This is a genomic window from Psychroserpens sp. NJDZ02, from assembly GCF_004843725.1.
In the GTDB taxonomy this organism is placed as follows: Bacteria; Bacteroidota; Bacteroidia; order Flavobacteriales; family Flavobacteriaceae; genus Olleya.
Genome location: NZ_CP039451.1, coordinates 2,811,191 through 2,836,939, shown reverse-complemented (window position 1 = coordinate 2,836,939; position 25,749 = coordinate 2,811,191). Strand labels below are relative to the sequence as shown.

Genomic DNA, 25,749 nt, shown 5'->3' with positions numbered 1-25,749 from the left:
TATGCTTTCATTTAAAATAAAGACTTTTTTAAATGAAAGCATAAAATTAAAATACAAAAATTAATACATATAAAATTGATTTCAGGTTTCAAATCTAGACTTAAGTTGTCTTGATTCTCGAGTCTAGAAATCTTAAAATCTAATAAAAAAATGGCAGATATAGACAAAGACATCCTACGTGGAGGTCAATTCTTAGTGAAAGAAACAAAATGTGAAGATGTGTTTACTCCTGAGGATTTTTCAGAAGAGCAAGCAATGATGAAAGATTCTGTAATGGAATTTAATGATCGTGAGATCATTCCTCATAAAGCACGTTTTGAAGCTAAAGATTATGCATTAACTGAAGAAGTTATGCGCAAAGCTGGAGACATGGGCTTTTTAAGTGTTGCTGTTCCTGAAGCTTTTGGTGGAATGGGAATGGGATTTGTTTCGACAGTATTAACATGTGATTATATTTCTTCTGGAACAGGATCATTTAGTACTGCTTTTGGTGCTCATACAGGAATTGGTACTATGCCAATTACTTTATATGGTACAGAAGAACAAAAACAAAAATATGTACCAAAATTAGCGTCTGGTGAGTGGTTTGGAGCTTACTGTTTAACAGAGCCTGGAGCTGGATCTGATGCCAATTCTGGTAAAACAACTGCTGAGCTTTCTGCAGATGGAAAATCATATAAAATTAACGGTCAAAAAATGTGGATCTCAAATGCAGGTTTCTGTAGTGTGATGATTGTTTTTGCTCGTATTGAAGGTGATAAAAATATTACTGGATTTATAGTTGAATATAATGGTGACACGCCTAACGGGATTACTTTAGGTGAAGAAGAACATAAATTAGGTATCCGTGCTTCTTCTACACGTCAAGTATTTTTTAACGATACTGTTGTTCCTGTTGAAAATATGTTAGCAGGTCGTGGTGAAGGATTTAAAATCGCCATGAATGCACTTAACGTTGGTCGTATCAAATTAGCTGCTGCTTGTTTAGATTCTCAAAGAAGAATTATATCTACAGCTGTAAATTATGCGCAAGAACGTAAACAATTTAACACACCTATCGCAAACTTTGGAGCTATCAAAGTAAAATTAGCTGAAATGGCTGCAAGTGCTTATGCTGGTGAATCTGCAACTTATAGAGCTGCAAAAAACATTGAAGATCGTATTGCAATGCGTGAAGCGTCTGGAAATACACATCAAGAGGCCGAATTAAAAGGTGTTGAGGAATATGCAATTGAGTGTTCTATCTTAAAAGTTGCGGTGTCTGAAGATGTACAAAATTGTGCAGATGAAGGTATTCAAATTTTTGGAGGAATGGGATTCTCTGAAGAAACGCCAATGGAATCTGCTTGGAGAGATGCCAGAATTGCTCGTATATACGAAGGAACTAATGAGATTAACAGAATGTTATCTGTTGGTATGCTAGTTAAGAAAGCAATGAAGGGTCACGTAGATTTATTAGGTCCTGCTTCAAAAGTTCAAGAAGAACTTATGGGTATTCCTTCTTTTGAAACTCCTGATTATTCTGAATTATTTTCAGAAGAAAAAGAAATGATTAAGAAATTGAAAAAGACATTCTTAATGGTTGCTGGTGGTGCTGTTCAAAAATATGGTCCTCAATTAGAAGATCATCAACAATTATTAATTGCAGCTGCAGATATCTTAATTGAAATCTATATGGCAGAATCTGCAATTTTAAGAACAGAGAAAAATGTGAAACGTACTAGCGAAAAAGAGCAATCTGCTCAAATCGCTATGGCTAAATTATATTTATATCACGCTGTAGATATCGTTGAAGAAAAAGGAAAAGAAAGTATTATTTCTTTTGCTGAAGGAGACGAACAACGTATGATGTTAATGGGGCTTAAACGTTTTACAAAGTATGCAAACTATCCAGACATCGTAGATTTACGTATCGAGATTGCTGAAAAAGTAAAAGCAGAAAATAAATACTGTTTCTAAAACTTAAGTTTTAATTACCCTAAAAAAGCTGTTTTAATGAAACAGCTTTTTTTTGATTCAAACAAAACGTCAGATGTAAATTATTAGTTAAAAACCACTTCAAATTGAAGTGGTTTTTTATTTTTCATTAATTTAGAAGAAATTTAAAAAGTAATGAAGCAACTAATCATTCTACTCTTTACAACACTTCTATTAATAAGCTGTAAGGAGGATAAAACCAATATTCCAAAACCAACCAAACAACTTAAAGTTGTGCACAAAGCTAATACTAGTCCAACAATAGATGGAAAAGCTACCGAAGCTATTTGGAAATCTTCAAAATGGTACCCGATTGACCAAAAATGGTTGGGAGACACATACTCTGAAGACGATTTTAAAGGTCAATATAAATTAGCTTGGGACGCTAACGCTTTATATGCTTTAGTAGAAATACATGATGATTTACTAACGACAATAAACAAAGACCCCTTAAAATTTTGGTGGGATAACGATTGTGTCGAAGTGTTTATAGATGAAGATAATAGTGGTGGCGAACATCAATATAATCATAATGCTTTTGCCTATCACGTAGGGTTAGATGGCAATGTCGTGGATATTGCACCTGGTGACATACCTACATTATACAATAATCATGTCCAATCTAAACGTATTACCACAGGAAACACTACTCTTTGGGAACTTAAAATAAATATATATGACGATAGTTTTGTAGATGGAAAACAAAATAATCCAGTAACACTAAAAACGGATAAAAATATAGGATTTGCTATTGCATACTGCGATAATGACAAAAGTAAAACTAGAGAAAACTTTATTGGGTCTGAGGCTATTGAAGGCCAAGATAAAAATAGAGGATGGATAGACGCTTCAGTTTTTGGAACCTTAATTTTAAAAGAATAAATATGAAAAAGATATACCTTGTAATAAGTTTTTTAATTTTCACTTTAATAACTACAGCACAAACTAGCCAAAAAATATACGATATTATTGATGCTGTTTCCGCAGAACGTATAGAAAAAGACATTCAAAAATTAGTTGATTTTGGTACTAGAAACACCTTTAGTGACACGCTTTCAGACACTCGAGGTATTGGTGCTGCACGACGATGGATAAAATCAGAGTTTGAAGCTATTTCTTCGGACTGTAAAAATTGCTTAGACGTCTCTTATCAAAAAGATTTTGTGACTAAAGAAGGTAACAAGCGGGTACCACATGACGCTTGGATTGTTAACGTTGTGGCTATTCAAAAAGGAACAAAATATCCAAACCGTTATATTATAATGAGTGGTGATATAGATTCTCGTGGTAGCGATACCATGGAGTTTACAAAAGATGCTCCTGGAGCAAATGACAATGCGTCTGGCATGGCCGGAACTATTGAAGCCGCTCGCGTATTGTCTAAATACAAATTTGAAAATAGCATCGTTTATGTTGGCTTATCTGGTGAAGAGCAAGGTCTTTTTGGCGGTGGTGGTTTAGCAAAATATGCTAAAGCACAAGGTTGGGATATTATAGGAGTACTTAATAATGACATGATTGGAAACATCAAAGGTGTGGATGGTGTTATTGATAATCGTACGTTTAGAATATTCTCAGAACCTGTTCCTGCCAACGAAACAGAAAAAGCACGTACACTTAGACGCTTTTATGGAGGAGAAGTTGATGGCATTTCTCGTCAATTAGCCCGTTACATACATAAAACGGTAAAAACATATATGCCAGAAATGAATCCCATGATGGTTTACAGATTAGATCGTTTTGGTCGAGGTGGGCACCACAGACCTTTTAACGACTTGGGTTTTGCAGGAATCCGTATTATGGAAGCCCACGAAAACTATGTACAACAACACCAAGATATTAGAGAAGAAAATGGTATAAAATATGGCGATGTTATTGAGCACGTCAATTTTGAATACGCAAAAAAACTAACAACTGTTAACGCTATAAATATGGCCAATTTAGCTTGGGCACCTCCTGCTCCAAAAACAGTGGCTATTGGTGGTATTGTGGAACCTTCCGTTAAATTTAAATGGGATAAAGTTGAAGGTGCAGTCGGTTATAAAATTTACTGGAGAGACACCACCTCTCCTACCTGGGATAATAGTCGCTATGTGGGTGATGTCTCAGAATTTATGCTAGATGGTATTGTTATTGACAACTCTTTCTTCGGAATTGCTTCTGTTGGAAAAGACGGTTTTGAAAGTCCTGTGGTGTTTCCTAATAAAATAATAAGATAAATTTTAGAATGACTAAAACATTAATTTCGACTATAGTTTTAATTCTTACGCTCTGTGCAAATGTAAATGCACAAGGGTTACTTCAAGAAAAAAATAAGTTTACTCATCAAGACACACTACGTGGAAGTATTACTCCAGAACGGGAATGGTGGGATTTGACCTATTATCATTTAGACATTCAGGTTAATCCAGAGGAAAAATATATTGTTGGAAAAAACACAATTCAATACACCGTTTTAAAACCAAAGCAAATATTACAAATTGATTTGCAAGAACCGTTGACACTTACTAAAGTGACACAAAACAATAAAGAATTAGAGATAAAACACGACGGAAACGCACATTTTGTAACACTTAAAGACCAACAAAATATAGGTGAAACAAATAGTGTTATAGCGTATTATGAAGGAAAACCACGTGAAGCTATTAGAGCGCCTTGGGATGGCGGAATCTCTTGGAAAAAAGATACCAATGGCAATCATTTTATTGCTTCATCTTGTCAAGGATTAGGCGCAAGCGTTTGGTGGCCAAACAAAGACCACATGTATGATGAAGTTGATAGCATGGATATTAGCGTCACTATCCCTAAAGGTTTAATGAATGTGTCCAACGGAAGACTAAAAAGTATTATTGATAATAAAGATGAAACTATAACTACCAATTGGCACGTTGCCAACCCAATTAACAATTATGGCGTCAATATAAATATAGGTAACTATGCTAATTTTTCTGAAGTTTTTAAAGGTGAAAAGGGTGATTTAGATATGAATTATTATGTTTTAAAAGAAAACCTTGAAAAAGCAAAAGCGCATTTTAAAGATGCACCAAAAATGATGAAAGCATTCGAGTACTGGTTTGGTCCTTACCCTTTTTATGAAGATAGTTTTAAGTTAGTAGAAGTGCCTTATTTAGGCATGGAGCATCAAAGTTCTGTAACTTACGGAAATCAATATATGGACGGTTATCTAGGTGATGACTTATCAGGAACTGGTTGGGGTTTAAAATTTGATTTTATAATTATTCATGAATCTGGACACGAATGGTTTGCCAATAACATTACCAACATAGATATTGCAGATATGTGGATTCATGAGAGTTTTACATCGTATTCTGAAAATCTATTTTTAGATTACTATTACGGTAAAGAAGCTGCTGCAGATTATGTCATTGGTAAAAGAAAAAACGTAAGAAACGATAGACCGTTAATAGGGGAATATAATGTGAACAATGAAGGTTCTGGAGACATGTATTACAAAGGTGAAAACATGTTACACACCTTACGTCAATTAGTTAATGACGACGAAAAATGGAGACAAATACTACGCACACTAAATAGCAAATTTTATCATCAAACAGTCACAACACAACAAATTGAAGATTACTTAGCTGACGCATCTGGATTAGATTTAAAAGGCTTTTTTAATCAGTATTTAAGAAGTATTAAAATTCCTGTTTTAGAATATAAAGTTGAAGGCAAAAAACTGCACTATAAATGGACTAATACCGTTGATGACTTTGTAATGCCTATTCAAATTGAAAGTAATGGTCAGCCGCGTTGGATTTCTCCAACTGTAAAAAATCAAACTTTAAAACTAAAGTCTAAAAATTCTAAAATAGTCGTGGATAGAGACTTTTATATTACTGTAAAAGCACTTTAAAAATGAATTTAGAAGAATACTATTTTAAATCTGACACAGCATGGCGAGAATGGTTGCACATCAATCACGACAGCGATGATGGCATCTACCTCATCTTTTATAAAGTAAACCACAAAAACGAAAGTATGCGCTGGGAAGAAGCTGTAAAAGTAGCCTTGTGTTATGGTTGGATAGATAGTACTGTAAAGAGTTTAGGAGACGGAAAACGCAAACAATACTTTTGTAAACGAAACCCAAAAAGTGTGTGGAGTGCACTTAACAAAAGACACATCAAAGCCTTACTTGCAGAAGATTTAATGCACCCTAAAGGTTTAGAAATAATTAAAACAGGTAAGAAAAACGGAAGTTGGACCGCGTTAGATGCTGTCGAAAAAGGTCTCATTCCTGAAGCATTACAATTGGCATTTGATAAAAACTCTAAAGCTTTTGAAAACTACAACAACTTTGCCCCTTCTTATAGAAAACATTATTTGTATTGGCTAAACCAAGCAAAACGAGAAGCTACAAAACAAAAGAGAATTGTAGAAATTATTGAATTTTGCGAAGCGAATATTAAATCTAGAGATATATGGTAATACAAAAAGGTAAAACAGAATACAATTCAAAACTCTTTATATTTGTTTTGTCAGCATTCGTATTTTTTAAAATGAATGCTCAAGACTTAAATTTCCCTAGTGAAGAATTAAAGGATAGCATATCAATAGATCACGCTATAAACAAACTTGCACAAAAACTTATCGTAATTGAAGAAGCTAAACAAGATCATGATTTTTTTAACTTAATTACATACACAATTAGCTCCAAAAATTATGAGCAATCTTTAATCAGCTTAGATTCTTTTAGATTAAAAAATAAAGACGAATACCCAGATACTATTGAAGTAATGGGTATTCAATACGAGGGTTACTTAAAGACTAAATTAGCATTAGAAAAATCTAACAAACCATTTGACACTATTTTTAAAGATGTTTTAACTGCATCTATTGCTGCTATAGTTAAAGAAGAAGCACATGCTATACTACCCTACTTTTTTGACACAGATTCTAAAAACTTAAAGTTAGAATTTGATAGCTTAATTAAAATTCAGAAAAACACAGATAGTATCTCTGTTAATGATGCCAGCCAACTTGTAATAGCATACACACGTTATATTGTGAACAACAAAGTAGTAAAACCTGGTAAAGAAATTTTAGAGAAAATTAAAAATGACAAATATATAATTGAAAAAGACTTTCTAATTACGACAGAAGATGGAGCAGAACTATCAATAACTTTAATAAGGCCTCGAGTAAATACTCCACTTTCATCCATATTTCAATTTAATATTTATGCAGGGTCTAGTGACACATATTATGCAATGCAATCAGCCAGTAAAGGATTTATTGGAATAGTAGCTAATACAAGAGGAAAAAAGAAAAGCAAGGATACTATCCAACCTTTTGAGCATGATAGCAAAGATGCTTATGCCGTTATTGATTGGATCTCTAAACAACCCTGGAGTAACGGTAAAGTAGGAATGTATGGTGGAAGTTATTTAGGTTTTACACAATGGGCGGCTACTAAAAAATTACACCCTGCACTTAAAACAATTGTCCCTCAAGTAGCTGTTGGTATTGGTATTGACTATCCAATGCACAATAATGTTTTTATGAGTTACATGTTAAGATGGATTCATTATGTAGAAAACAATAAAACTACAGATAATGAAGATTTTGGCAACGAAAAAAAATGGGACAGTCTATATAATAAATGGTACAAATCAGGAGTCGCTTTTAACAAATTAGATAGTCTAAATTCTAAACCACAAAAAACATTTCAAAAATGGTTAAAACATCCTAGTTATGATAATTTCTGGCAAGAGATGACTCCTTATAAAGATGAATTTAAAACTATTAATATCCCAATATTAACAATTACAGGTTATTATGACGACGACCAAAGAGGTGCTTTCTATTATCTTAACGAACACTATAAACAGTTAAAAAATCCTGACCATTACTTGTTAATTGGTCCTTACGATCATGGAGGAGCTCAAGGAATTCCTAAAAAAACAATTCAAGGTTACGATATAGATAGTGTCGCCCAAATAAATATAAATAATATTGTTTATAAATGGTTTGAATATCAATTAAATGATGGCCCAAAACCCAATCTATTAAAAGAAAAATTTAATTTTCAATTAATGGGAAGTAATCAGTGGAAACACACATCAAAACTAGAAGATTTTAATAAAAAGAAACTTACTTTTTATCTAAATAATAAAAAAAACGAGGCACATTATAGCTTAACAAAACAAAGTACAGATGTCCATCAATATACAGAATACAAACTAGATTTGAAAGACAGAAGTGATGCCGATAATTATCAAGATCCATACACAGCACTCAAAATAGTGGATAGTATTATAAAACTTCCACATGGGATCTCATTTGAAACTAAAGTTTTTGAAAATGATATTGATATTGTTGGTTCTTTTTCTGCAGAATTAAATTTTATAACTAACAAAAAAGATTTTGACTATAATATAAGATTATATGTTATTGAACCAGATGGTAATTATTTTTTTTTAAATGAAACAATAGGTAGAGCAAGTTATAATAAAGACAATGAAAACAGACAATTACTAATACCAAATAAAAAACAAAATTTAAACATAACAAATAACTTCTTTACTGCTAAAAGAATAATAAAAGGAAGTAAGTTACTAGTTCACATTGGCGTCAATAAAAACCCTTATTGGGAAATAAATTATGGCTCTGGAAAAGATGTTAGTACTGAAACTATAGAGGATGCAAATGTGCCAATTGAAATACAATGGTTTAATGATAGTAAAATAAATTTACCTGTTTTTAAAAAGTAAGATTTAGAAAGTAATTTATATTTTTTCGACTTAATGTAAAATCGCAACACAATGAATATTCAAAAAATAAATTTCACTAATGCAGAAGGACAACAATTGGTTGGTCGTTTAGAACTTCCAATAAATCAACACCCTCATAACTTCGCCATATTTGCGCATTGTTTTACTTGCAATAAAAACTTATCTGCAGTAAAAAATATTACTCGCGAATTAACCTCTAATGGCTTTGGTGTATTACGTTTTGATTTTACTGGATTAGGCGAAAGTGAAGGTGATTTTGAAAATACTAATTTTTCAGGAAATGTGGATGATTTAATTAGTGCTTCAAATTATTTAAAAGAAAACTATACTGCTCCTACCCTTTTAATTGGACATTCTTTAGGTGGTGCTGCAGTTATTTTTGCAGCCTCTACAATAGACTCTGTTAAAGCTGTTGCGACAATTGGAGCACCTTCTAACCCAAAACATGTCGAGCATTTAATACAAAGTAGTGTTGAGGAAATTAAAGCAACAGGAAAAGCAAATGTGAGTATTGGCGGACGTCCGTTTACGATCAAAAAACAATTTTTAGACGATATAGAAACTAAGTCACTACCAGATGTGGCTAAAAATTTGCGTAAAGCCTTATTAGTCATGCATTCGCCTCAAGACACAACCGTTGGGATTGAAAATGCCGAAGAAATTTATATCGCCGCAAGACATCCAAAAAGTTTTGTAACGCTTGATGGAGCAGATCATTTATTAATGAAAAAAGAGGATTCTGTTTACGTCGGAAGTGTGATTGCGACTTGGGCAAAACGTTATATTTCCATTCCTAAAACAGATACGGTATCCACAACACACCAAGCGGTTGCAAGCTTAGATGCAGAAGATGGTTTTACTACACAAATGACTGTAGGAAGTCATACCATGATGGCCGATGAGCCTACCAGTTTTGGCGGAAATGATTTTGGACCTTCGCCCTATGAGTTTGTGTCTGCAGGATTATCTGCCTGCACAGCCATGACGGTTCAGATGTATGTTAAACGCAAAGGTTGGGATTTGCAAAACATTGAAGTACACACCTCACATACTAAAGTAGCTAAACAGGTTATTGAAAATGATGAGCAAAAAGAAATTAAAGTAGATACCTTTAATAGAGAGATTAAACTAAAAGGACACTTAGACGAAAAACAGATACAACGTATTCTTCAAATTGCAGATAAATGTCCTGTGCATAAAACGTTACATAGCGATATAGAAGTGGTAACTAAAATAGTTTAATCCAAGATGTTTTTAATGTTACGGAAAGTTAAAATTAACTAATTTTTAAGAAGTCTTGTTCATCAAATTCTTTAGAATAGTTGTTAATTATGTTCCGTGAAACAAAAGAATAAAAACCTTGCAAAATCCACTCGTTGGTATCGTAAAATGCATAGCCTTGTCGCTATCTCATTATTACTTTTTATTACTATTATGAGTGCTACAGGCTTATTATTAGCATGGAAAGATCAACTTGGTTTTAAACCAGCAACAGTAAAGATCAACACTAGCAATAAACCTTTGCTTTCCTTAAGTCAAATTGAATACAATGCTATACACTACATTGATAGTCTTAAGCTGTCAAATACAATAAATAGAATAGATTATAGACCAAGAAAAGGAATTGCTAAAGTTAGATTTGAGGAACATTTTACCGAATTACAAATAGACTGCTATACAGGCGCTATTATTTCAGAAAAAACAAGAACCGCCGATATCATTGAAATGATTCACGACGGTTCTATTGTAGATTATTTGTTTAATTTAAAAAGTAATCCTTTAAAATTATTCTACTCTACACTTATTGGACTTGGATTACTTTTTGTTTCTTTTAGTGGTTTCCTGTTATGGTTAAGACCTAAACAAATCAAAAAGAATAAGCGATTACTATCAGAGTTATGATGTAATTACTAAGACTTTATAATCTTATAACTTTCTCCATCAATATTCATAAAGTAAATACCAGAATTAAATTCACTTAAATCTAATTTTGTCTCTAAAGCATTCACTGTTTTTAAAATTAATTGCTGACCACTTATAGAATACAAAGTGATTACTCTTGCTTTCGACGTTTTAAACGACACATTTAAATAATCTAAAACAGGATTTGGAAAAATTTTGAATTCATTTTGAGCAGTTCCATTAACGCTTAGTGTATTCTCTTCTAATGCATTATACATGTTACCTGATAATGCAAACATATATATCGCTCTTAAAGTTGCTCCAAAATAAGCTGCTGTAGGTTGATTTTTCAATTCAGAATACCCATTGTTTACAAAAGATTGGTTAGTAGAAGTCATTGCTGCAGAAGAATAAGCTCCAGTAAAAACAGGATCTTTATACTCCGTATTTATTGCAACTCCTGCTTGAGAATACCCAGGGTAAATTTCATTAAATCCTCCTTGTGCATTTACAAAATCGATACATAGTTGATTGTAAGCAGCCGCTTCTGTATCTCCATACCAAACATAATCGATAGCCATACGCCATGGTGTTCTGGCAGCATCATAGTAATAATAACGTCCTTGATCATACGCCCAATCCACTTCATTTGAATACGTCCCATCTGCTTTACACCAATCAGAAACCAAATTATAGCTCGCGTTATTTTGTGAAAGGTTTGCATTTAAAATAGTATAACTTTTAGTTGCTACCGCATTCCAGAATGCTGTGTCGTTTGAATACATTCCAAACGCCCTAAAGTAACCAGGTGAGAAATAAGAGGGATTTGTATTATTACTTCCCCCCCAAGCATCGCCAGGTTTTAAAACATTAGTTCCATTTTCGACCTCGTGTGTTTTAATAATACTTATTAAAGACAAAGCATCACTTTCGTAATTTATTGCTCCAGTACTTTCCCATTTCTTATCCGCAACAATTAAGGCATAAGCAGCATCTAATTCTGCATCTGTAGCACCATTACTTTCAATAACAGTAGTACAGCCTTCGATCTTCCAATTCATAACACCATTAGCATTTTCAAAATCCTGATAGTATAACCACAAACCATCAAACAGTTCTTTATCGTTTGCGTATACAGATAATAACATACCATAAGCAATGCCTTCAGAGACTGATTGACTTGACGTACCAAATTTTATACGGTAACGTCCATTATTACAGGGTTCGGCAAAAGCATTTCGCCAAGAAACATAGACATCATATATGTCGTTTGTTGCAATATTTGTTGGTTGAGTACCAAATTGATAATCTGCATTTTCAAAACTAACCGCTGCTATCTGAGCGTTGGCTGTTAATGCAAACAATAAGTAGGTAAAAAAAGTTAGAATGTAATAATTTTTCATATTTGGGATAATTTTAATTCGTTCGCTGTATATACGTACAAATTGTAATAAAAGGACTTTATAAAAACATATTTCTTTGTTTTTTTTTAATTGAATAGTCAGTAAACACACCATTAATTGTAACAAAAAAGTGTTTAAAAAATCACTTTTTTAAACACTTTAAATCTTAGTCGATACTATTTGAGACAATGCTATAACCCACTTATAAAACTACCATAAGGATCTTTAAATTGAATCCCTTCTGTAAATCTGTATTTACTTAATTGCTTGTATTCTACTAATGCCCAAAGCACAAATTCCTTAACAAAATAACTTTCTTCTTTAAGTGTTTTTGGTTGATGCTTGCCCAATAAATCATCCAATGGAGATACCGCATCTAGTAGTGCTTTATATTCTTTATCACGTAAACCATCTAATAATTCGAACCCTTCTGTATTGTTAAAAAACCAAGATACGATATCGTCATAAGGACTATCGTCGTCTTGTTTTTGGAGTTTCTCTATCTTAGGGAAAAACTCAGGAAACAAACTTTTAACAGCTTCTCCAATTAAATTATAAGCCACTTGTGCTGCGCCTTCTTGTTCTCCTTCATACACCAACTCTACTTTACCAGTAATAGCAGGGATAATTCCTAAAAAGTCCGATAGTCTAACGGTTGTAGTATCGTCTCCATTTTTTAAAGCACGTAATTCTGCTGTACTTAATAAGTTTTCGAAAGCGGTAATACTCAAACGTGCACTTACTCCACTTTTTTCGTCAATAAAATCACTATCACGAGCTTCAAACACGATTTGTTCTAATAAATCTTTAGCCAATTCTGGTACGTGAATACTTTCTTTTTGACGACCATCAGATTTAGCTTCTTGCTGTGTTATGATTTTTGCAGTTTCAATATCTGTTGGATAATGCGTCAAGATTTGAGACCCAATTCTATCTTTTAAAGGCGTTACAATACTTCCTCTATTAGTATAATCTTCAGGATTTGCAGTAAATATAAACTGCATATCTAAAGGTAAACGCAATTTAAATCCTCTAATCTGTATATCGCCTTCTTGTAAAATATTAAATAAAGCGACTTGTATTCTAGCTTGTAAATCCGGCAATTCATTAATAACAAAAATACAACGGTTTGCACGTGGAATCATTCCGTAATGTATCACTCTGTCATCAGCATAACTCAACTTTAAGTTGGCTGCTTTTATTGGATCTACATCACCAATAATATCGGCCACAGTAACATCTGGAGTTGCTAATTTTTCGGCAAAACGCTCACTTCTATGCATCCAAGTAATTGGCGTATCATCTCCTTTTTCTGCTATCAATTCTGTAGCAAAACGTGAGATTGGTTGTAACGGATCATCATTAATCTCTGATCCGTCTACCACAGGAATATACTCATCTAATAAATTTAGCATTAAACGTGCTAAACGTGTTTTAGCCTGACCACGTAAGCCTAAAAAATTAATATTATGTCGTGATAAAATAGCTCGTTCTAACTCAGGAATCACCGTGTTTTCGTAACCATGCACCCCTTCAAAAACAGTCGTTTTACTTTTTATTTTTTCAATTAAATTATCTCTTAATTCATCTTTAATAGACTTGCTATTATATCCCGCTTTTTTTAATTCGCCTAAAGTCTTTATATTTTTTATTTCCATAGTTTTTTTATTCTTTTTTAACTCCGCTTTCTTTTAAATGTCTTTAATGATATTCAAAATTCATTTTCCTCTTAATATTAAGAGGAGAACTGTTTTAGATTTAACAGCTATTCTTTTATCCTTTAATTCTCTTTTTTCTATTGGTTTCGTAATCTTCAAAAATCATTTCGCCTAATCCCTTTAACCCGGTATAAAAGGCTTTTCCTTGATTGGCATGCGTAAATTCTTCTACAAATTGCATTAGATACGGATCTTGAGCAATCATAAAAGTGGTGATCGGAATATGCAATTTTCTAGCTTGTTGCGCTTGGGCGTAGCATTTATTAGTGATGTATGGATTTAAACCATTACTATCCTTATAATAGGTTCCGTCAGGCAAACGCAAGCAACTTGGTTTACCATCCGTTATCATAAAAATTTGCTTGTTAGTATTACGTTTACGACGTAATAAATCCATGGCTAACTTTAAGCCTGCTACTGTATTGGTGTGATAAGGACCAACATTCAAATAGGGTAAATCCTTAATTTTAATTGGCCAAGCATCGTTACCAAAAACCAAAATATCTAAGGTATCTTTTGGGTAGCGTGTTGTAATTAATTCGGCTAAAGCCATCGCTACTTTTTTGGCAGGTGTAATCCTATCTTCACCATACAAAATCATACTGTGACTAATGTCAATCATTAACACCGTACTCATTTGTGATTTGTGTGTGGTTTCCTCGACCACCAAATCGTCTTCCGTTAAATTAAAATTACCAATACCATGATTAATTTGTGCATTTCTTAGACTTTCCGTCATAGAGACTTTATCCAAACCATCACCAAATTGATAATTTCTGAAATCGCCAGTATGCTCATCTCCTATTCCTATACCTTTACTTTTATGGTTTCCGGAGCCGCTACGTTTTATATTTCCAAAGATTTGGTCTAATGCAGATTGCCTAATAGCGCGCTCAGTCTTTGCTGTGATAGCGTTACCTTTTTTACCATCTGGTTTAATTTCTTCACGTATGTAGCCTTTAGCTTTAAGGTCTTCTACAAAGTCGTCAATTGAATATTCTGGAGTCGTTAATTTGTATTCTTTATCTAATTCACGAAGCCAATCTATAGCTTCGTCAAAATCTCCAGAAGTATGTGTAATCAACTCTTTAAATATATCAAAAAGCTTCTCGAAAGGGGATTGTGAAGGGGCTTCGTATGGTTTAAATACAAAGCCTTTTCTGTTATTAATTTTGTTTTTCATGCTCTATAAAAATACGACATTTTAACACCAAAATAAATGTCTTAACAGCTTTTTAAGAGAATGTTGATTAACTTTAGACAAACTTATCAACCCAATATGAAAAAATTATCCTTACTCCTTTTATTACTCTTCTCTTTCATAGGGTTTTCGCAAGAATTCTCTATGGATTTAGTTAAAAACATGAAACCACGTAACATTGGTCCTGGAGGTATGTCTGGACGTGTCACATCCATAGATGTCGTGCACAATAATCCTGATATTATGTATGCTGGTACAGCTTCTGGTGGCGTATGGAAATCGACTTCTGGCGGTATTAAATGGGATCCTATTTTTGAAAAAGAAGTGACGGCATCTATTGGTGCGATTGCGATACAACAGTCTAACCCAAGTGTTATATGGGTTGGAACCGGAGAAGGTAATCCTAGAAATAGTTTAAATGGAGGTTACGGAATTTATAAATCTTTAGATGCTGGAAAAACATGGCAGTCTATGGGTTTAGAGAACACCAGACACATCCATCGTGTGATTATCGATCCTACAAATCCTAATATCGTGTATGTTGCTGCCATTGGTAGCCCTTGGGGAGAACACCCAGAACGTGGTGTTTTTAAAACAACAGATGGTGGTAAATCATGGAAAAAAATATTGTTTGCTAACAACAAAACAGGAGCTGCTGACTTAGTCATGGATCCTACCAATCCAAATAAATTGATTGCAACGCTTTGGGAACACAAACGTGACCCTTGGTTTTTTAAATCTGGTGGAACAGGTTCTGGATTACACATCACACATGATGGTGGAGAACACTGGACAAAAGTGACAGACAAAGAAGGCTTCCCTAAAGGGGAATTAGGACGTATTGGTGTGGCCATTGCTGCTAACAAACCAAATATTATTTATGCCTTGGTCGAAGCTAAAAAAAATGCACTTTACAAAAGTGAAGATGGAGGTTTTAAATGGAAAAAAGTAAATGACAAAAGCGATATTGGAAACAGACCGTTTTATTATTCTGAAATATATGTAGACCCACAAAACGAAAATCGTGTATATTCTGTTTACACCTACATTAATGTTAGTGAAGACGGAGGTAAAAACTTTAAACAGTTAATGCCGGCCTATGGAGCAGACAACGGTGTACATCCTGATCATCATGCGTGGTGGATCCATCCAACCAATGGAAACTTTATGATAGACGGTAATGATGGTGGTTTAAACATTACTAAGGACGGTGGAAAAAACTGGCGTTTTATTGGAAATATTCCTGTGGCCCAGTTTTATCATATTAATGTAGATAACGACTACCCGTATAATGTCTATGGTGGTATGCAAGACAATGGCTCTTGGAGAGGTCCTGCCTATGTTTGGCGTACACAAGGCATACGCAATAGTTATTGGCAAGAAATTAGTTTTGGAGATGGTTTTGATGTAGTACCAGATAAAGACAATTCGCGTTATGGTTGGACAATGAGTCAACAAGGGTCGGTAAGCCGATACGACTGGCAAACTGGTAATAACTATACTGTAAAACCGATACATCCTGATAAAGATGTTACACTTAGATTTAATTGGAATAGTGCTATAAACAGCGATCCATTTGATAATAACACCATTTATTTTGGGAGTCAATTTGTACATAAATCTACAGATAAAGGCTTGACCTGGACTGTCATTTCGCCTGATTTAACCACTAACGATCCTGAAAAACAAAAGCAACACGAAAGTGGCGGTTTAACCATGGATGCTACAGGTGCTGAAAACCACTGTACGATTTTAGTTATCGAACCGTCTCCTGTTGAAAACGGTGTATTTTGGGTTGGTACAGACGATGGTCGTTTACATGTTACTACAAATGGCGGACAAACCTATGACGACGTTTCTAGTAATTTAAAAGGTTTACCTAAAGGAAGTTGGATCGCACAAATAAAAGCAAGTAATAAAAATAAAGGTGAAGCGTTGCTTATCGCGAATGATTACAGACGTTTTAATTACACACCGTATGCCTATCGTACTAAAAACTACGGAAAGACATGGGAGCGTATCGTAGATGAAAACGATGTAAAAAGTTATGCCTTATCTATTGTTGAAGATTTAGTAGAACCAAACTTAATGTTTTTAGGAACTGACGATGGTTTATACATATCAGTTGATGCTGGTAACAAATGGACTAAATGGACTGAAGGTTTCCCTACGGTATCCGTAAAAGATTTAGTAATCCACCCAAGAGAACACGATTTAGTAATAGGTACTTTTGGACGTGCTGCTTGGGTCTTAGATGATATTAGACCATTGCGTGCTATTGCAAAAAACAAACAAGTACTTACTAATACAATACAATTGTTTTCACCTCCTACGGCTTATCAAGCGGCTTACCAACAACCAACAGGAAGTCGATTTGGTGCAGATGCTATGTTTCATGGAGAAAACAGAGGACGTGGTGCACAATTCACCTACTTAGTTGCCCCTGTAAAGGTTATAAAAGAAGATAAAAAAGAAAATGATGATGATAAAACGGAAGAAGAATCGGAAGACACTAAAAACAAAATCAAATGGGATTCTATTTCACTTAAAGTATACAACGGAGACAAATTAATTAGAACCTTAAAACGTAAAGTCCCTGAAGATAAAGGCCTAAATAAATGGACTTGGTATATGGATGAAAAAGGTGGCGATAGACCGTCAAGAACAATTCGTAAACAAAAAAGAGAGCCGGGTGGTGTTTCTGTAAAACCAGGAACCTATAAAGCCGTTTTAGAATACGGAGATCAAACATCAGAAACGATGATAACTGTAGCTTCAGATCCTAGATTAGAGGTATCTACTAAAAATACAGATGACGTCTATATCGCACTTAAAGATTTACAAAAGATGCGCCAAATTGCTGCTGATGCCACAAAGCAATTGGCTGAAAATAAAATCTTAGCTGAAAAATATAAAACAGAATTAACAGCTTTAGACAAAGACAAATATAAAGCAGAAATCAAGGCCTCTAAAACCATTATTAAAGATATCGATAGCATTTTAGATATTTATATTGGAAAACAAGATAAAAGACAAGGAATAACTAAAACATTAGATGTAAGCATTAATAACAGATTACGCACGGCGTCATGGTACGTAGGATCACGACAAAACGGTTTAACTACGACAGAGCAAACATTAATAAAGCATGCTAAAACAGATTTAAAAGCAGCTTTAGACAAAACAAACACCTTTTTTAATGCATCTTTTAAACCTTATTATCAAACGATACAAAATATAAATATGACTAAAAGTATTGATGAAATAAAAACCTTTACTCTAGATTAAATGTCCGTAATTTGCACATGGATAATTATCTACTTAACTTTATAATTATTAAGAAAAAAAAAAGATATTAAAATGAAAAAAATAACACAATTAGCTTTAGCATTATCACTTGTTTTTGCAGTAAGTTGTAAAGACGATACTAAAAAGACTGATGCTAAAAAAGAAACAACAGAAACTACGGAGCCTATAGCAAAAACTGAACAGTTTGTTGTAAAACCGGAGGGAACGACGGTAAAATGGACTGCTTACAAAACAACAGAAAAAGTCCCTGTTGGAGGACAGTTTAATACTTTAAACTTTGAAGAAAAGGCAGGAGACACGCCGCAAGACGCGTTAAACAACTTAAGTTTCTCTATTCCTATTAGTGGCTTATTTACAAATAATGACGCCAGAGATTTAAAATTAAAAACTTCCTTTTTTGGAGAAATGTTAAATCCAGAATTTATTAAAGGAACAATTAAATATGTTGACAACAAATACGTTGCTTCTATTACTATGAATGGTGTGACTAACGACTTACCTTTAGACGTGAAAATTACGGACGAAAGACGAGTAGCAATGTCTGCGACTATGGAATTAAAGGACTGGGACGCTTTGGGTGCTTTAAGCATTTTAAACAAAGTTTGTTTTGATTTACATAAAGGCGCCGATGGTGTTAGTAAAACATGGGAAGATGTTTCTATTGAAATCAATACCTTTTTAAGAAAAAACTAATATTTTTTGTCTATATTAGGCCTATAAAGCAGCTACTTTTAGCTGCTTTTTTTTGCCTTAATTATAAATACTTTTTATGTCATTAGAAATTTTAATTTCAAAATTTAAACAAAAAGACGAGAAAGCATTCGAGTCACTTTACAATATGTATAAAGACAGCATGCATGGTGTTATCTACAACATTGTTAAAGATAGTGCCATTGCCGAAGAAATAATGCAAGATGTTTTTATCAAAGCGTGGCATAAAGCAGATAGTTATGATGTAACAAAAGGTCGATTTTTCACCTGGTTAATTAATATTGCTAGAAATGCAGCAATAGATAAAACTAGATCTAAAGCTTTTAAAAACTCTAATAAAAACCTTAACTCCGATTTTTTCGTAGATATCATACAGTCACAAGATAGCTTAGACAATAGTACAGATGCCATTGGTATCAAAAAATTTGTCGATAAACTAGCTAAAAAATGTATTGAAGTTATTGAGCTATTATACTTTAAAGGTTTCACACAAAAAGAAGCTTCTGAAGAATTAGATATGCCAATAGGTACAATAAAGACTAGGAATAGAAATTGTATAAAAGAATTAAGAGAAGCCGTATTATAATATGAACATTAACGACTATATAAACTCAGGTATACTAGAACTTTACGTTGCTGGTAAACTTTCTGAAACAGAAAGTATAGAGGTGTATAACCTAATGTTAAAACACCCAGAAGTATTACAAGAAGTATTAGAGATAGAAGCATCAATTGTTAAATTAACAGCTAGTGTTTCTCCTAAAAAAAGTATTTCTTTTAACACCATTAAAGGACGATTAAATAACACGCCAAATAATGGTAAAGTTATTAGTTTAAACAAATCTAATACTAAATGGATTAATTACTCAGGTTGGGCAGCTGCAATAGTATTAGCAGGTGGTTTACTTTGGACTATTGACCAGAAATCAACATTAGAAGATCAAATACAAACGGTAAATACTGAAAAAGATTTTATCGAAATCCAGATGGAAAATTCCAAAACGGATTTAGTTGAAACTAAGAATTTACTAAACATTATAAGAGATAAAAGTATTATTAATATACCACTGGAAGGTCAAGCAGCAGCTCCTGGAGCCTACGCAACTGTGTATTGGGATAAAAAAGATGATACGGTGTATTTAGATTTACAAGGCTTACCAGAACCTCCAGAAGGTAAAGTATACCAAGTATGGTCTTTAACTTTAAATCCTTTAACACCTACTAACCTAGGTACTATTGACGATTTTATAAAAGATGATAATAAGATTTTTACACTTAAAAACACCAATCAATCTCAAGCCTTTGGTATAACCTTAGAGCCAGCTGGCGGAAGTCAATCTCCAACGTTAGAACAATTATATACTTTAGGAGCTTTAGCTTCATTGTAATAAAAATCACATTAATTTAAATCAAAAAGACATCTATTAGGTGTCTTTTTTTTATATCCAAAATCTAAATAAAACTAGTAAACAACTTAAAAAAATGATCGCTCAATATATTATCCAGGTTTTAATTAACACAAACACAATACGGATATATCTTAAAAATTAACCTATCTCACCCCCTATTAATCTCTATTTACATTCTAATATTTGAACATCACTTAGCAATGGGACTACAGCTATAAAAAACAACAGACATAGACTTATAGTGTGATACAATACTCTTCTAGTCTAGCACTCAAAACTGTTATAAAATAAAGAAAGTGTTTGATAATAAAATTATCAAACACTTTCAAAACAAACCAACAAAAAACAACCTTACCTTTTCATAAAATTAAACATCATGTATGTTAGTTGTACAATTAATCATTTCCCTTAAACCGATTGCACTATACTTACGTTATTTTTTATGAGTAAGGTTTTATTTTACTTAAAACGAATAACTTAATGTCGTTTTAAAACTAAATGGTGTACCTGGTGTAAAATGAATCTCTTCTACTGCTTGCGCTTCATTTTGTAATCTTGACTCTGTTAAAAACTGAGTTTCTTTCCAATCCGTATCCAAAACATTTTCAATACTTACTCCTAACTTCCAATGATTATTAAACGCATAGTTGATATTTAAATCTGTAACAAAATAACCTTCAGCCTGAACCGAATTATCTTCATTTGCAGGTCTATCATCCACATATCTATAGTTAATTCCTCCTGAAAAATCATTAATATCCTTAAAAGAAAGTCCTCCAACCAAAGTAAAGTCTGGTGCTAATGGAATATAATCGTTTCCGTTTGATTTTTCTAAACTTCTTGCTCTAGTGATTGTTGCATCTGTATTAAAGTAAATATTATCCGTTAATTGATATCTAACACCAAAATCAATACCGTAACGCTCAGATTTTCCGCTAGGCTCAATAATTCCAGCATCTCCAACGTACACAAATTCTTCTTCAGAAAACAAATACCATAGTGCTGTATTTAACACTAATTTTTCTGTTGGTTTCCATATATTTCCAAAATCTACTCCGTAGGCTTTTGGTAAAGCATTATCTATTTCTTGATTTAACACTACTCTAGAATCGTTAGAATGGAACCCAATCCCCGATTTAACAAACCATTGTAAATTATTATTTTGATTGTATTGGATGCTTAACTTTGGTAGTAAAGCAACTTCCGTTTGTGATATATTACTATATGTTGGACTTAACTGATCTTGGTACTGAAACTTCATATACTCTAGACGTAAAGCTGGAGTAATTTTAACTTTACCTAAATCGATTTCAGCATTAAAAAACCCATATAAATTACGTTGATTTACATTACCCAACTGGATATTTTCTAAGGTTTCTTTTCTGTTTAATGTATGCGACAATTCGATATCATTAACATCATCATATCTTAGGCCAACTCCTGATGTATACGTTACATCAAAATCATTATAATCTATATTCTTTTTAAATTGCGTATTAAACCCAAAAATATTTCGGTCTTCTTTCTGTTTTATTTGGTCTCCATTTATAGGATCCTCTAAAAAGAATGTAAAATTTGAATACAATTCAAAATTGTAATTAGAATAAAATGCATTAGTCTCCATAGACACATCGTTATCCAAAATAGTACTGTACTGCACATTAAAATTAGTACGACTCGTTTCTCCGCCCTCAGTATCATCTACTGCACCAAAATTTGAAAGCGTGCCATCATCAACTAAACGTTGTGGTATTTGACCTGAAGCATCCCATTGACTTGTAAAATGACTTAATGTTAATCCTATTTTAGAATTGTTATTTAAAAAGGCATTATACTTTCCTATTACATTTAATCTGTCAAAATTTTGTGGAGATTCAAATGGACCATCGGTTTCGATATACTCCACCGCGACATAAGCATTTTGAGCGTTTTGATTATCTAAAAGATTAAACATCCCTAAGGTTCTTAACGAATTAAATTGACCTGCAGAAAAACTAATTAGATTATCATCTAACTTATCTTTAGTCTTAAAATCTACAAAACCAGCTGTATTAAAATCCCCATGATTGGCATAGTAAGGTCCTTTTCCAAAACTAATATTTTGTATCGTTTCCGGAATTAAAAAGTGTAAATCACTATACCCTTGACCATGTGCATGTGACACCATATTAACTGGCATCCCATCTACAGACAACCCTACATCTGTACCGTGATCGATATCAAAACCTCTTAAAAATAGTTGCTCTGCTTTACCGCCACCGGCATGTTGTCCAATAATTAAACCTGGAACTTTTCTTAAAATTTCTTGCGAAGAATTAATTGGACTTGTTGCTAGATCTATTTTAATCATGCTATTCATCACATCCAAAGGCTCGCTTAAAACTAACTCGTCCAAAACAAAAGCTTTCGCTTCTAGATTAAAAATCAATCCCTTTTTTATTAACCCTTCCGTTAATACTATAATTCTTTTTTGATAGCCTAATAACCCAACCATAAGGCTGTCTCCTACATTGGTATTATTAATTGTAAATTGTCCTAATTGATTAGTATGTGCATGCTCTTGAGAACTTTGGTTATACACATAGGCTGATTCTAAAGGCTGATTATTTTCCATTACAGATCCTTTGACTGTCTGTGCATTAGCCATCCAAACTAAATTGACTAATATGATAAATGTTATTATTTTTTTCATGACCGCAAATATTATAATTTATTGACAATCTTGGAAGTTAAAGGTCCTAATTCGTAACTACTTTCCTGTAATTCTTTTTTAAGTAGTGCAACTTCTTTTAATTTACCATTAGCTTTATAAATCTCGGCAATATGGTACTGCGCCTCTGGTTCAAAAGTTTTTCCAACAACATACTGTTCTGCTATATTTAAAGCTTTAACTGTATTACCATTATTAAAATAACTCCACGCTAATAAATCGTAAGATATAGGTGTTGGTCTATTTTGCACTTCAATTTCTGCCAATGTAATAGCCGTTTTACTTTTAGAATCTGCTAATATTTTAGAAGAATACACGTTATACATGTCTCCATAATTCGTGTCTTGTAATACTTCAAAATAAGTATTTAAATAGGCTTTTTTAGCAACCTCATCATTTTCATATTCTGCAATTTCTGCTTTAAATAATAAATAATCTGGCGCATTATGTAATTGTGTTAATGCTTCTAAAATACGATTAGCCTCTGTTGTGTTTTTCTCGTAAGAATACACAATCCATGCAATCCCTTTTTTTGCATAAGCATCATCAGGATTAATTGCTAAGGATTTTAAATAATAGTTATAAGATTTTTCTACTTGTCCATCATGCCCATAAAAATCAGCAAGATTGGTATACGACCACTCCATTAAACCTTCTAAATTAGAAGATTCGGCCTTTTTAGTCGCTTTCTCTAAGTATTTTATTGCGGAGGCTAAGTCTCCTTTATGATCGCTCCATTTTGATAATCTTATTAAATAACCAAAATCGTTTAAATCTTTGACTTCTTCTAAATAGTTTTTAGCAAGAGTATAATTACCTAATTCCATGTGCACATCAAACATCATTTTTTGAGTACCATCAAGATTTTGCCCATTCTTTTCCGCTTTTTCAACTAATTCTAGAGCGGCTTTAAATTTATGTTGTGAAATATAATTACGTGCTAAAGCTCTTAAATGACCCGCCGAACTATATTGTGTTTCTTCATTTAACCTTACTAAGGATTGTTCTGCTTGTTTTAGATATTTTATATACCCTGTAGACTTAAATAATCTTGACTCTGCGCTAGCAATTTTTGATAAATAAGAAATCTGATTGGGAGTAGCTTCTAATTTATTTTTCCAAAAGTTATATTCTGTAGACGCACTTAATGTTTCTTTACTTGTCTCTAAAGTTAAAAACTTATTATAATCTTCAGGATTAGTAATTGTTTTTGTTTTTTCTGAACAACTCGTTGCCGTAATAATAACAAGTAGTAGCATGTATAATTTAGTGTTCATAATTGTTTTGTTTGCTTGTTTGTTTGTTTTGATGGGAAGGGAATTGGTTGTAAAAAATCTAGAGCATTATTAACAATGCTCTAGATTAAATTTTAGTCTACCAAGGAGACGCTAAATAAGGGAAAGATGTAGAAAATGCTTTATCATTTTCATTTACATTATCATTTGATAGTGTTGGATTTTCTGTAAAATCTTCTCCACCAAAAATCAATAATAATTCTACCGTAATCACATCATCTGCTAAAGTACGACCAGTTAAAACATTTGTACCGTCATAAAAAGTAGTTGTCCCATCAAGAGAAACGTTAAGTACATCTGTAGCTAATAAGGTTGTAAAAGCAGCAGCATCTTGACCTAATGCATTAGTATCACCTGCATTTGCAAAAGCTGGACTTAATCCTGTTAAATTATTTTCAAACATGGCTTGAAAAGAAGCACTTTGATCAGTAGGTACTGTTGTATTAAACATGTCTTTAGATCCTGAAGACACAAATACAGTGTTTACAGCTGGTCTACCCATTTGATCATCTTGCATGTACGTCCCAGAAAAGTCTGTTCCTGTTGGTTGAATTGTAATGGCATCATCGTCATCAGAACAATTAAAAGCGACTAGTGTTACTAAAAGGACGGTAAATATATTTTTGAAATTTTTCATAATTTGTATGTTTTTAATAGTTAGTTATTATTTAGACTTAGATTCTACCCAAGTATTGATTACTCCTGTTCCGCCAATCATAGATTTTGGAACCTCAACAACGATAGACATTACGTTTGTACCTGCAAACGTATCTGTTCCTGGAGAATTAAAACCTGAAGCAGTACCACCAATAATTGCAGTATATTGATTAAAATCAAAGAAAAAAGGATCATCTCTTGGTCCAGCAAAAGCAGAAATCCCTGCAGATGTTTCTACTACTGGAGTATCACCGTAAGCTGTAATATCTACTACTGTTTGTGTTGCAGACTGCATAACAGTACTACTTAATCCTGTTGTACCTGGAGCAACTGGTCCAAAAAAGTACATTTTACCATCTCTTGGTATTGCTTGGATAACTAAATCTTCTACATTGTCTCCTGTGTTGTCAATATTAAATTCGATCATCACGTTTTCATCAAAACTAGCACTACCTGTTGCAGACGGACTTAATAACCCTTGTACGTTAGCTACAAACACTAAGTTATCTGTGTTCTCGCCTTGAAAGGCGTAAAAATCTGTGATATCACTTGTACCACCTTGTACTGCTGGAGCATCAATGTGATCCGCTGATAAGAAGAAGAAACCTGCTGCTGCAAATACGCCTACTCCTAAAATAAATTTGAAATTTTTCATAATGTTTTGAGATTTTTTGTTAATTGTTATTTTTGGTTCTCGGA

The 25,749-nt window shown here is 33.1% G+C and carries 17 protein-coding genes and 2 pseudogenes; 12 read left to right on the top strand and 7 right to left on the bottom strand.

The window, feature by feature from the left end; genetic code table 11:
* The first annotated feature begins 150 nt into the window (after positions 1–150).
* The 8 genes from E9099_RS12475 to E9099_RS12440 all read left to right on the top strand — a co-directional run bounded on the left by E9099_RS12475 (position 151) and on the right by E9099_RS12440 (position 10,637).
* Positions 151–1,959, top strand: coding sequence for an acyl-CoA dehydrogenase family protein (locus tag E9099_RS12475; protein ID WP_136583894.1), 1,809 nt, complete (start codon positions 151–153; stop codon positions 1,957–1,959).
* Positions 1,960–2,112: 153 nt separating this feature from the next.
* Positions 2,113–2,859, top strand: coding sequence for a sugar-binding protein (locus E9099_RS12470; protein WP_136583893.1), 747 nt, complete (start codon positions 2,113–2,115; stop codon positions 2,857–2,859).
* Between the two features lie 2 nt (positions 2,860–2,861).
* Complete coding sequence (locus E9099_RS12465) at positions 2,862–4,196, top strand: M28 family peptidase (RefSeq protein WP_136583892.1); 1,335 nt, start codon at positions 2,862–2,864, stop codon at positions 4,194–4,196.
* A gap of 8 nt (positions 4,197–4,204) precedes the next feature.
* Entirely contained in the window at positions 4,205–5,854 is a 1,650-nt protein-coding gene (locus E9099_RS12460; RefSeq protein WP_136583891.1) for a M1 family metallopeptidase, read from the top strand.
* Positions 5,855–5,856: 2 nt separating this feature from the next.
* On the top strand, positions 5,857–6,429 hold the full coding sequence (locus tag E9099_RS12455; protein WP_136583890.1) for a YdeI/OmpD-associated family protein: 573 nt from the start codon (positions 5,857–5,859) through the stop codon (positions 6,427–6,429).
* Entirely contained in the window at positions 6,423–8,714 is a 2,292-nt protein-coding gene (locus tag E9099_RS12450; protein ID WP_136583889.1) for a CocE/NonD family hydrolase, read from the top strand. The genes E9099_RS12455 and E9099_RS12450 overlap by 7 nt, the downstream gene beginning before the upstream one ends.
* Positions 8,715–8,765: 51 nt before the next feature.
* Positions 8,766–9,977: a bifunctional alpha/beta hydrolase/OsmC family protein gene (locus tag E9099_RS12445; RefSeq protein ID WP_136583888.1), complete on the top strand. Its 1,212-nt coding sequence runs from the start codon at positions 8,766–8,768 to the stop codon at positions 9,975–9,977.
* Between the two features lie 96 nt (positions 9,978–10,073).
* The gene (locus E9099_RS12440) at positions 10,074–10,637 is read left to right on the top strand and encodes a PepSY-associated TM helix domain-containing protein (protein ID WP_136583887.1); all 564 of its coding nucleotides are present in this window, start codon (positions 10,074–10,076) and stop codon (positions 10,635–10,637) included.
* An 8-nt stretch (positions 10,638–10,645) separates the two neighbouring features.
* On the opposite strand, the gene E9099_RS12435 is transcribed toward E9099_RS12440, so the two are convergent.
* From E9099_RS12435 to E9099_RS12425, 3 genes are all read right to left on the bottom strand, one after another.
* Positions 10,646–12,040 carry a glycosyl hydrolase family 8 gene (locus tag E9099_RS12435; protein ID WP_168800747.1) on the bottom strand — a complete coding sequence of 465 codons (1,395 nt, stop codon included), beginning with the start codon at positions 12,038–12,040 and terminating at the stop codon, positions 10,646–10,648.
* 191 nt (positions 12,041–12,231) lie between these two features.
* Positions 12,232–13,698 carry a sigma 54-interacting transcriptional regulator gene (locus tag E9099_RS12430; RefSeq protein ID WP_136583885.1) on the bottom strand — a complete coding sequence of 489 codons (1,467 nt, stop codon included), beginning with the start codon at positions 13,696–13,698 and terminating at the stop codon, positions 12,232–12,234.
* A gap of 115 nt (positions 13,699–13,813) precedes the next feature.
* The gene (locus E9099_RS12425) at positions 13,814–14,941 is read right to left on the bottom strand and encodes a vWA domain-containing protein (RefSeq protein WP_136583884.1); all 1,128 of its coding nucleotides are present in this window, start codon (positions 14,939–14,941) and stop codon (positions 13,814–13,816) included.
* Positions 14,942–15,037: 96 nt separating this feature from the next.
* On the opposite strand from E9099_RS12425, the gene E9099_RS12420 reads away from it, so the two are divergent.
* From E9099_RS12420 to E9099_RS12405, 4 genes are all read left to right on the top strand, one after another.
* A complete protein-coding gene (locus tag E9099_RS12420) occupies positions 15,038–18,247 on the top strand; it encodes a WD40/YVTN/BNR-like repeat-containing protein (RefSeq protein WP_136583883.1) in 3,210 nt (1,069 codons plus the stop codon).
* A 72-nt stretch (positions 18,248–18,319) separates the two neighbouring features.
* Positions 18,320–18,961 carry a YceI family protein gene (locus tag E9099_RS12415; protein WP_136583882.1) on the top strand — a complete coding sequence of 214 codons (642 nt, stop codon included), beginning with the start codon at positions 18,320–18,322 and terminating at the stop codon, positions 18,959–18,961.
* A gap of 76 nt (positions 18,962–19,037) precedes the next feature.
* On the top strand, positions 19,038–19,565 hold the full coding sequence (locus E9099_RS12410) for an RNA polymerase sigma factor (protein WP_136583881.1): 528 nt from the start codon (positions 19,038–19,040) through the stop codon (positions 19,563–19,565).
* 1 nt (position 19,566) lies between these two features.
* Positions 19,567–20,367, top strand: coding sequence for an anti-sigma factor domain-containing protein (locus E9099_RS12405; protein WP_136583880.1), 801 nt, complete (start codon positions 19,567–19,569; stop codon positions 20,365–20,367).
* Positions 20,368–20,851: 484 nt separating this feature from the next.
* Here E9099_RS12405 and E9099_RS12400 read toward each other — a convergent pair whose 3' ends face one another.
* The 4 genes and pseudogenes from E9099_RS12400 to E9099_RS19525 form a co-directional block, all read right to left on the bottom strand.
* Positions 20,852–23,080 (bottom strand): TonB-dependent receptor, encoded by a 2,229-nt coding sequence (locus E9099_RS12400; protein ID WP_136583879.1) that lies wholly within the window; start codon positions 23,078–23,080, stop codon positions 20,852–20,854.
* An 11-nt stretch (positions 23,081–23,091) separates the two neighbouring features.
* Complete coding sequence (locus E9099_RS12395; RefSeq protein WP_136583878.1) at positions 23,092–24,375, bottom strand: tetratricopeptide repeat protein; 1,284 nt, start codon at positions 24,373–24,375, stop codon at positions 23,092–23,094.
* A gap of 97 nt (positions 24,376–24,472) precedes the next feature.
* Positions 24,473–25,345, bottom strand: a pseudogene (locus tag E9099_RS19530) (DUF4331 family protein).
* 87 nt (positions 25,346–25,432) lie between these two features.
* Positions 25,433–25,705, bottom strand: a pseudogene (locus E9099_RS19525) (DUF4331 family protein); the annotation flags it as partial.
* Between the last annotated feature and the right edge of the window lie 44 nt (positions 25,706–25,749).

What these genes read in the sequence shown, in the direction of transcription:
- E9099_RS12475 (WP_136583894.1), top strand. Translation starts at nt 151, where the DNA reads ATGGCAGATATAGACAAAGACATCCTACGTGGAGGTCAATTCTTAGTG.
- E9099_RS12470 (WP_136583893.1), top strand. Translation starts at nt 2,113, where the DNA reads ATGAAGCAACTAATCATTCTACTCTTTACAACACTTCTATTAATAAGC.
- E9099_RS12465 (WP_136583892.1), top strand. Translation starts at nt 2,862, where the DNA reads ATGAAAAAGATATACCTTGTAATAAGTTTTTTAATTTTCACTTTAATA.
- E9099_RS12460 (WP_136583891.1), top strand. Translation starts at nt 4,205, where the DNA reads ATGACTAAAACATTAATTTCGACTATAGTTTTAATTCTTACGCTCTGT.
- E9099_RS12455 (WP_136583890.1), top strand. Translation starts at nt 5,857, where the DNA reads ATGAATTTAGAAGAATACTATTTTAAATCTGACACAGCATGGCGAGAA.
- E9099_RS12450 (WP_136583889.1), top strand. Translation starts at nt 6,423, where the DNA reads ATGGTAATACAAAAAGGTAAAACAGAATACAATTCAAAACTCTTTATA.
- E9099_RS12445 (WP_136583888.1), top strand. Translation starts at nt 8,766, where the DNA reads ATGAATATTCAAAAAATAAATTTCACTAATGCAGAAGGACAACAATTG.
- E9099_RS12435 (WP_168800747.1), bottom strand. Translation starts at nt 12,040, where the DNA reads ATGAAAAATTATTACATTCTAACTTTTTTTACCTACTTATTGTTTGCA.
- E9099_RS12430 (WP_136583885.1), bottom strand. Translation starts at nt 13,698, where the DNA reads ATGGAAATAAAAAATATAAAGACTTTAGGCGAATTAAAAAAAGCGGGA.
- E9099_RS12425 (WP_136583884.1), bottom strand. Translation starts at nt 14,941, where the DNA reads ATGAAAAACAAAATTAATAACAGAAAAGGCTTTGTATTTAAACCATAC.
- E9099_RS12420 (WP_136583883.1), top strand. Translation starts at nt 15,038, where the DNA reads ATGAAAAAATTATCCTTACTCCTTTTATTACTCTTCTCTTTCATAGGG.
- E9099_RS12415 (WP_136583882.1), top strand. Translation starts at nt 18,320, where the DNA reads ATGAAAAAAATAACACAATTAGCTTTAGCATTATCACTTGTTTTTGCA.
- E9099_RS12410 (WP_136583881.1), top strand. Translation starts at nt 19,038, where the DNA reads ATGTCATTAGAAATTTTAATTTCAAAATTTAAACAAAAAGACGAGAAA.
- E9099_RS12405 (WP_136583880.1), top strand. Translation starts at nt 19,567, where the DNA reads ATGAACATTAACGACTATATAAACTCAGGTATACTAGAACTTTACGTT.
- E9099_RS12400 (WP_136583879.1), bottom strand. Translation starts at nt 23,080, where the DNA reads ATGAAAAAAATAATAACATTTATCATATTAGTCAATTTAGTTTGGATG.
- E9099_RS12395 (WP_136583878.1), bottom strand. Translation starts at nt 24,375, where the DNA reads ATGAACACTAAATTATACATGCTACTACTTGTTATTATTACGGCAACG.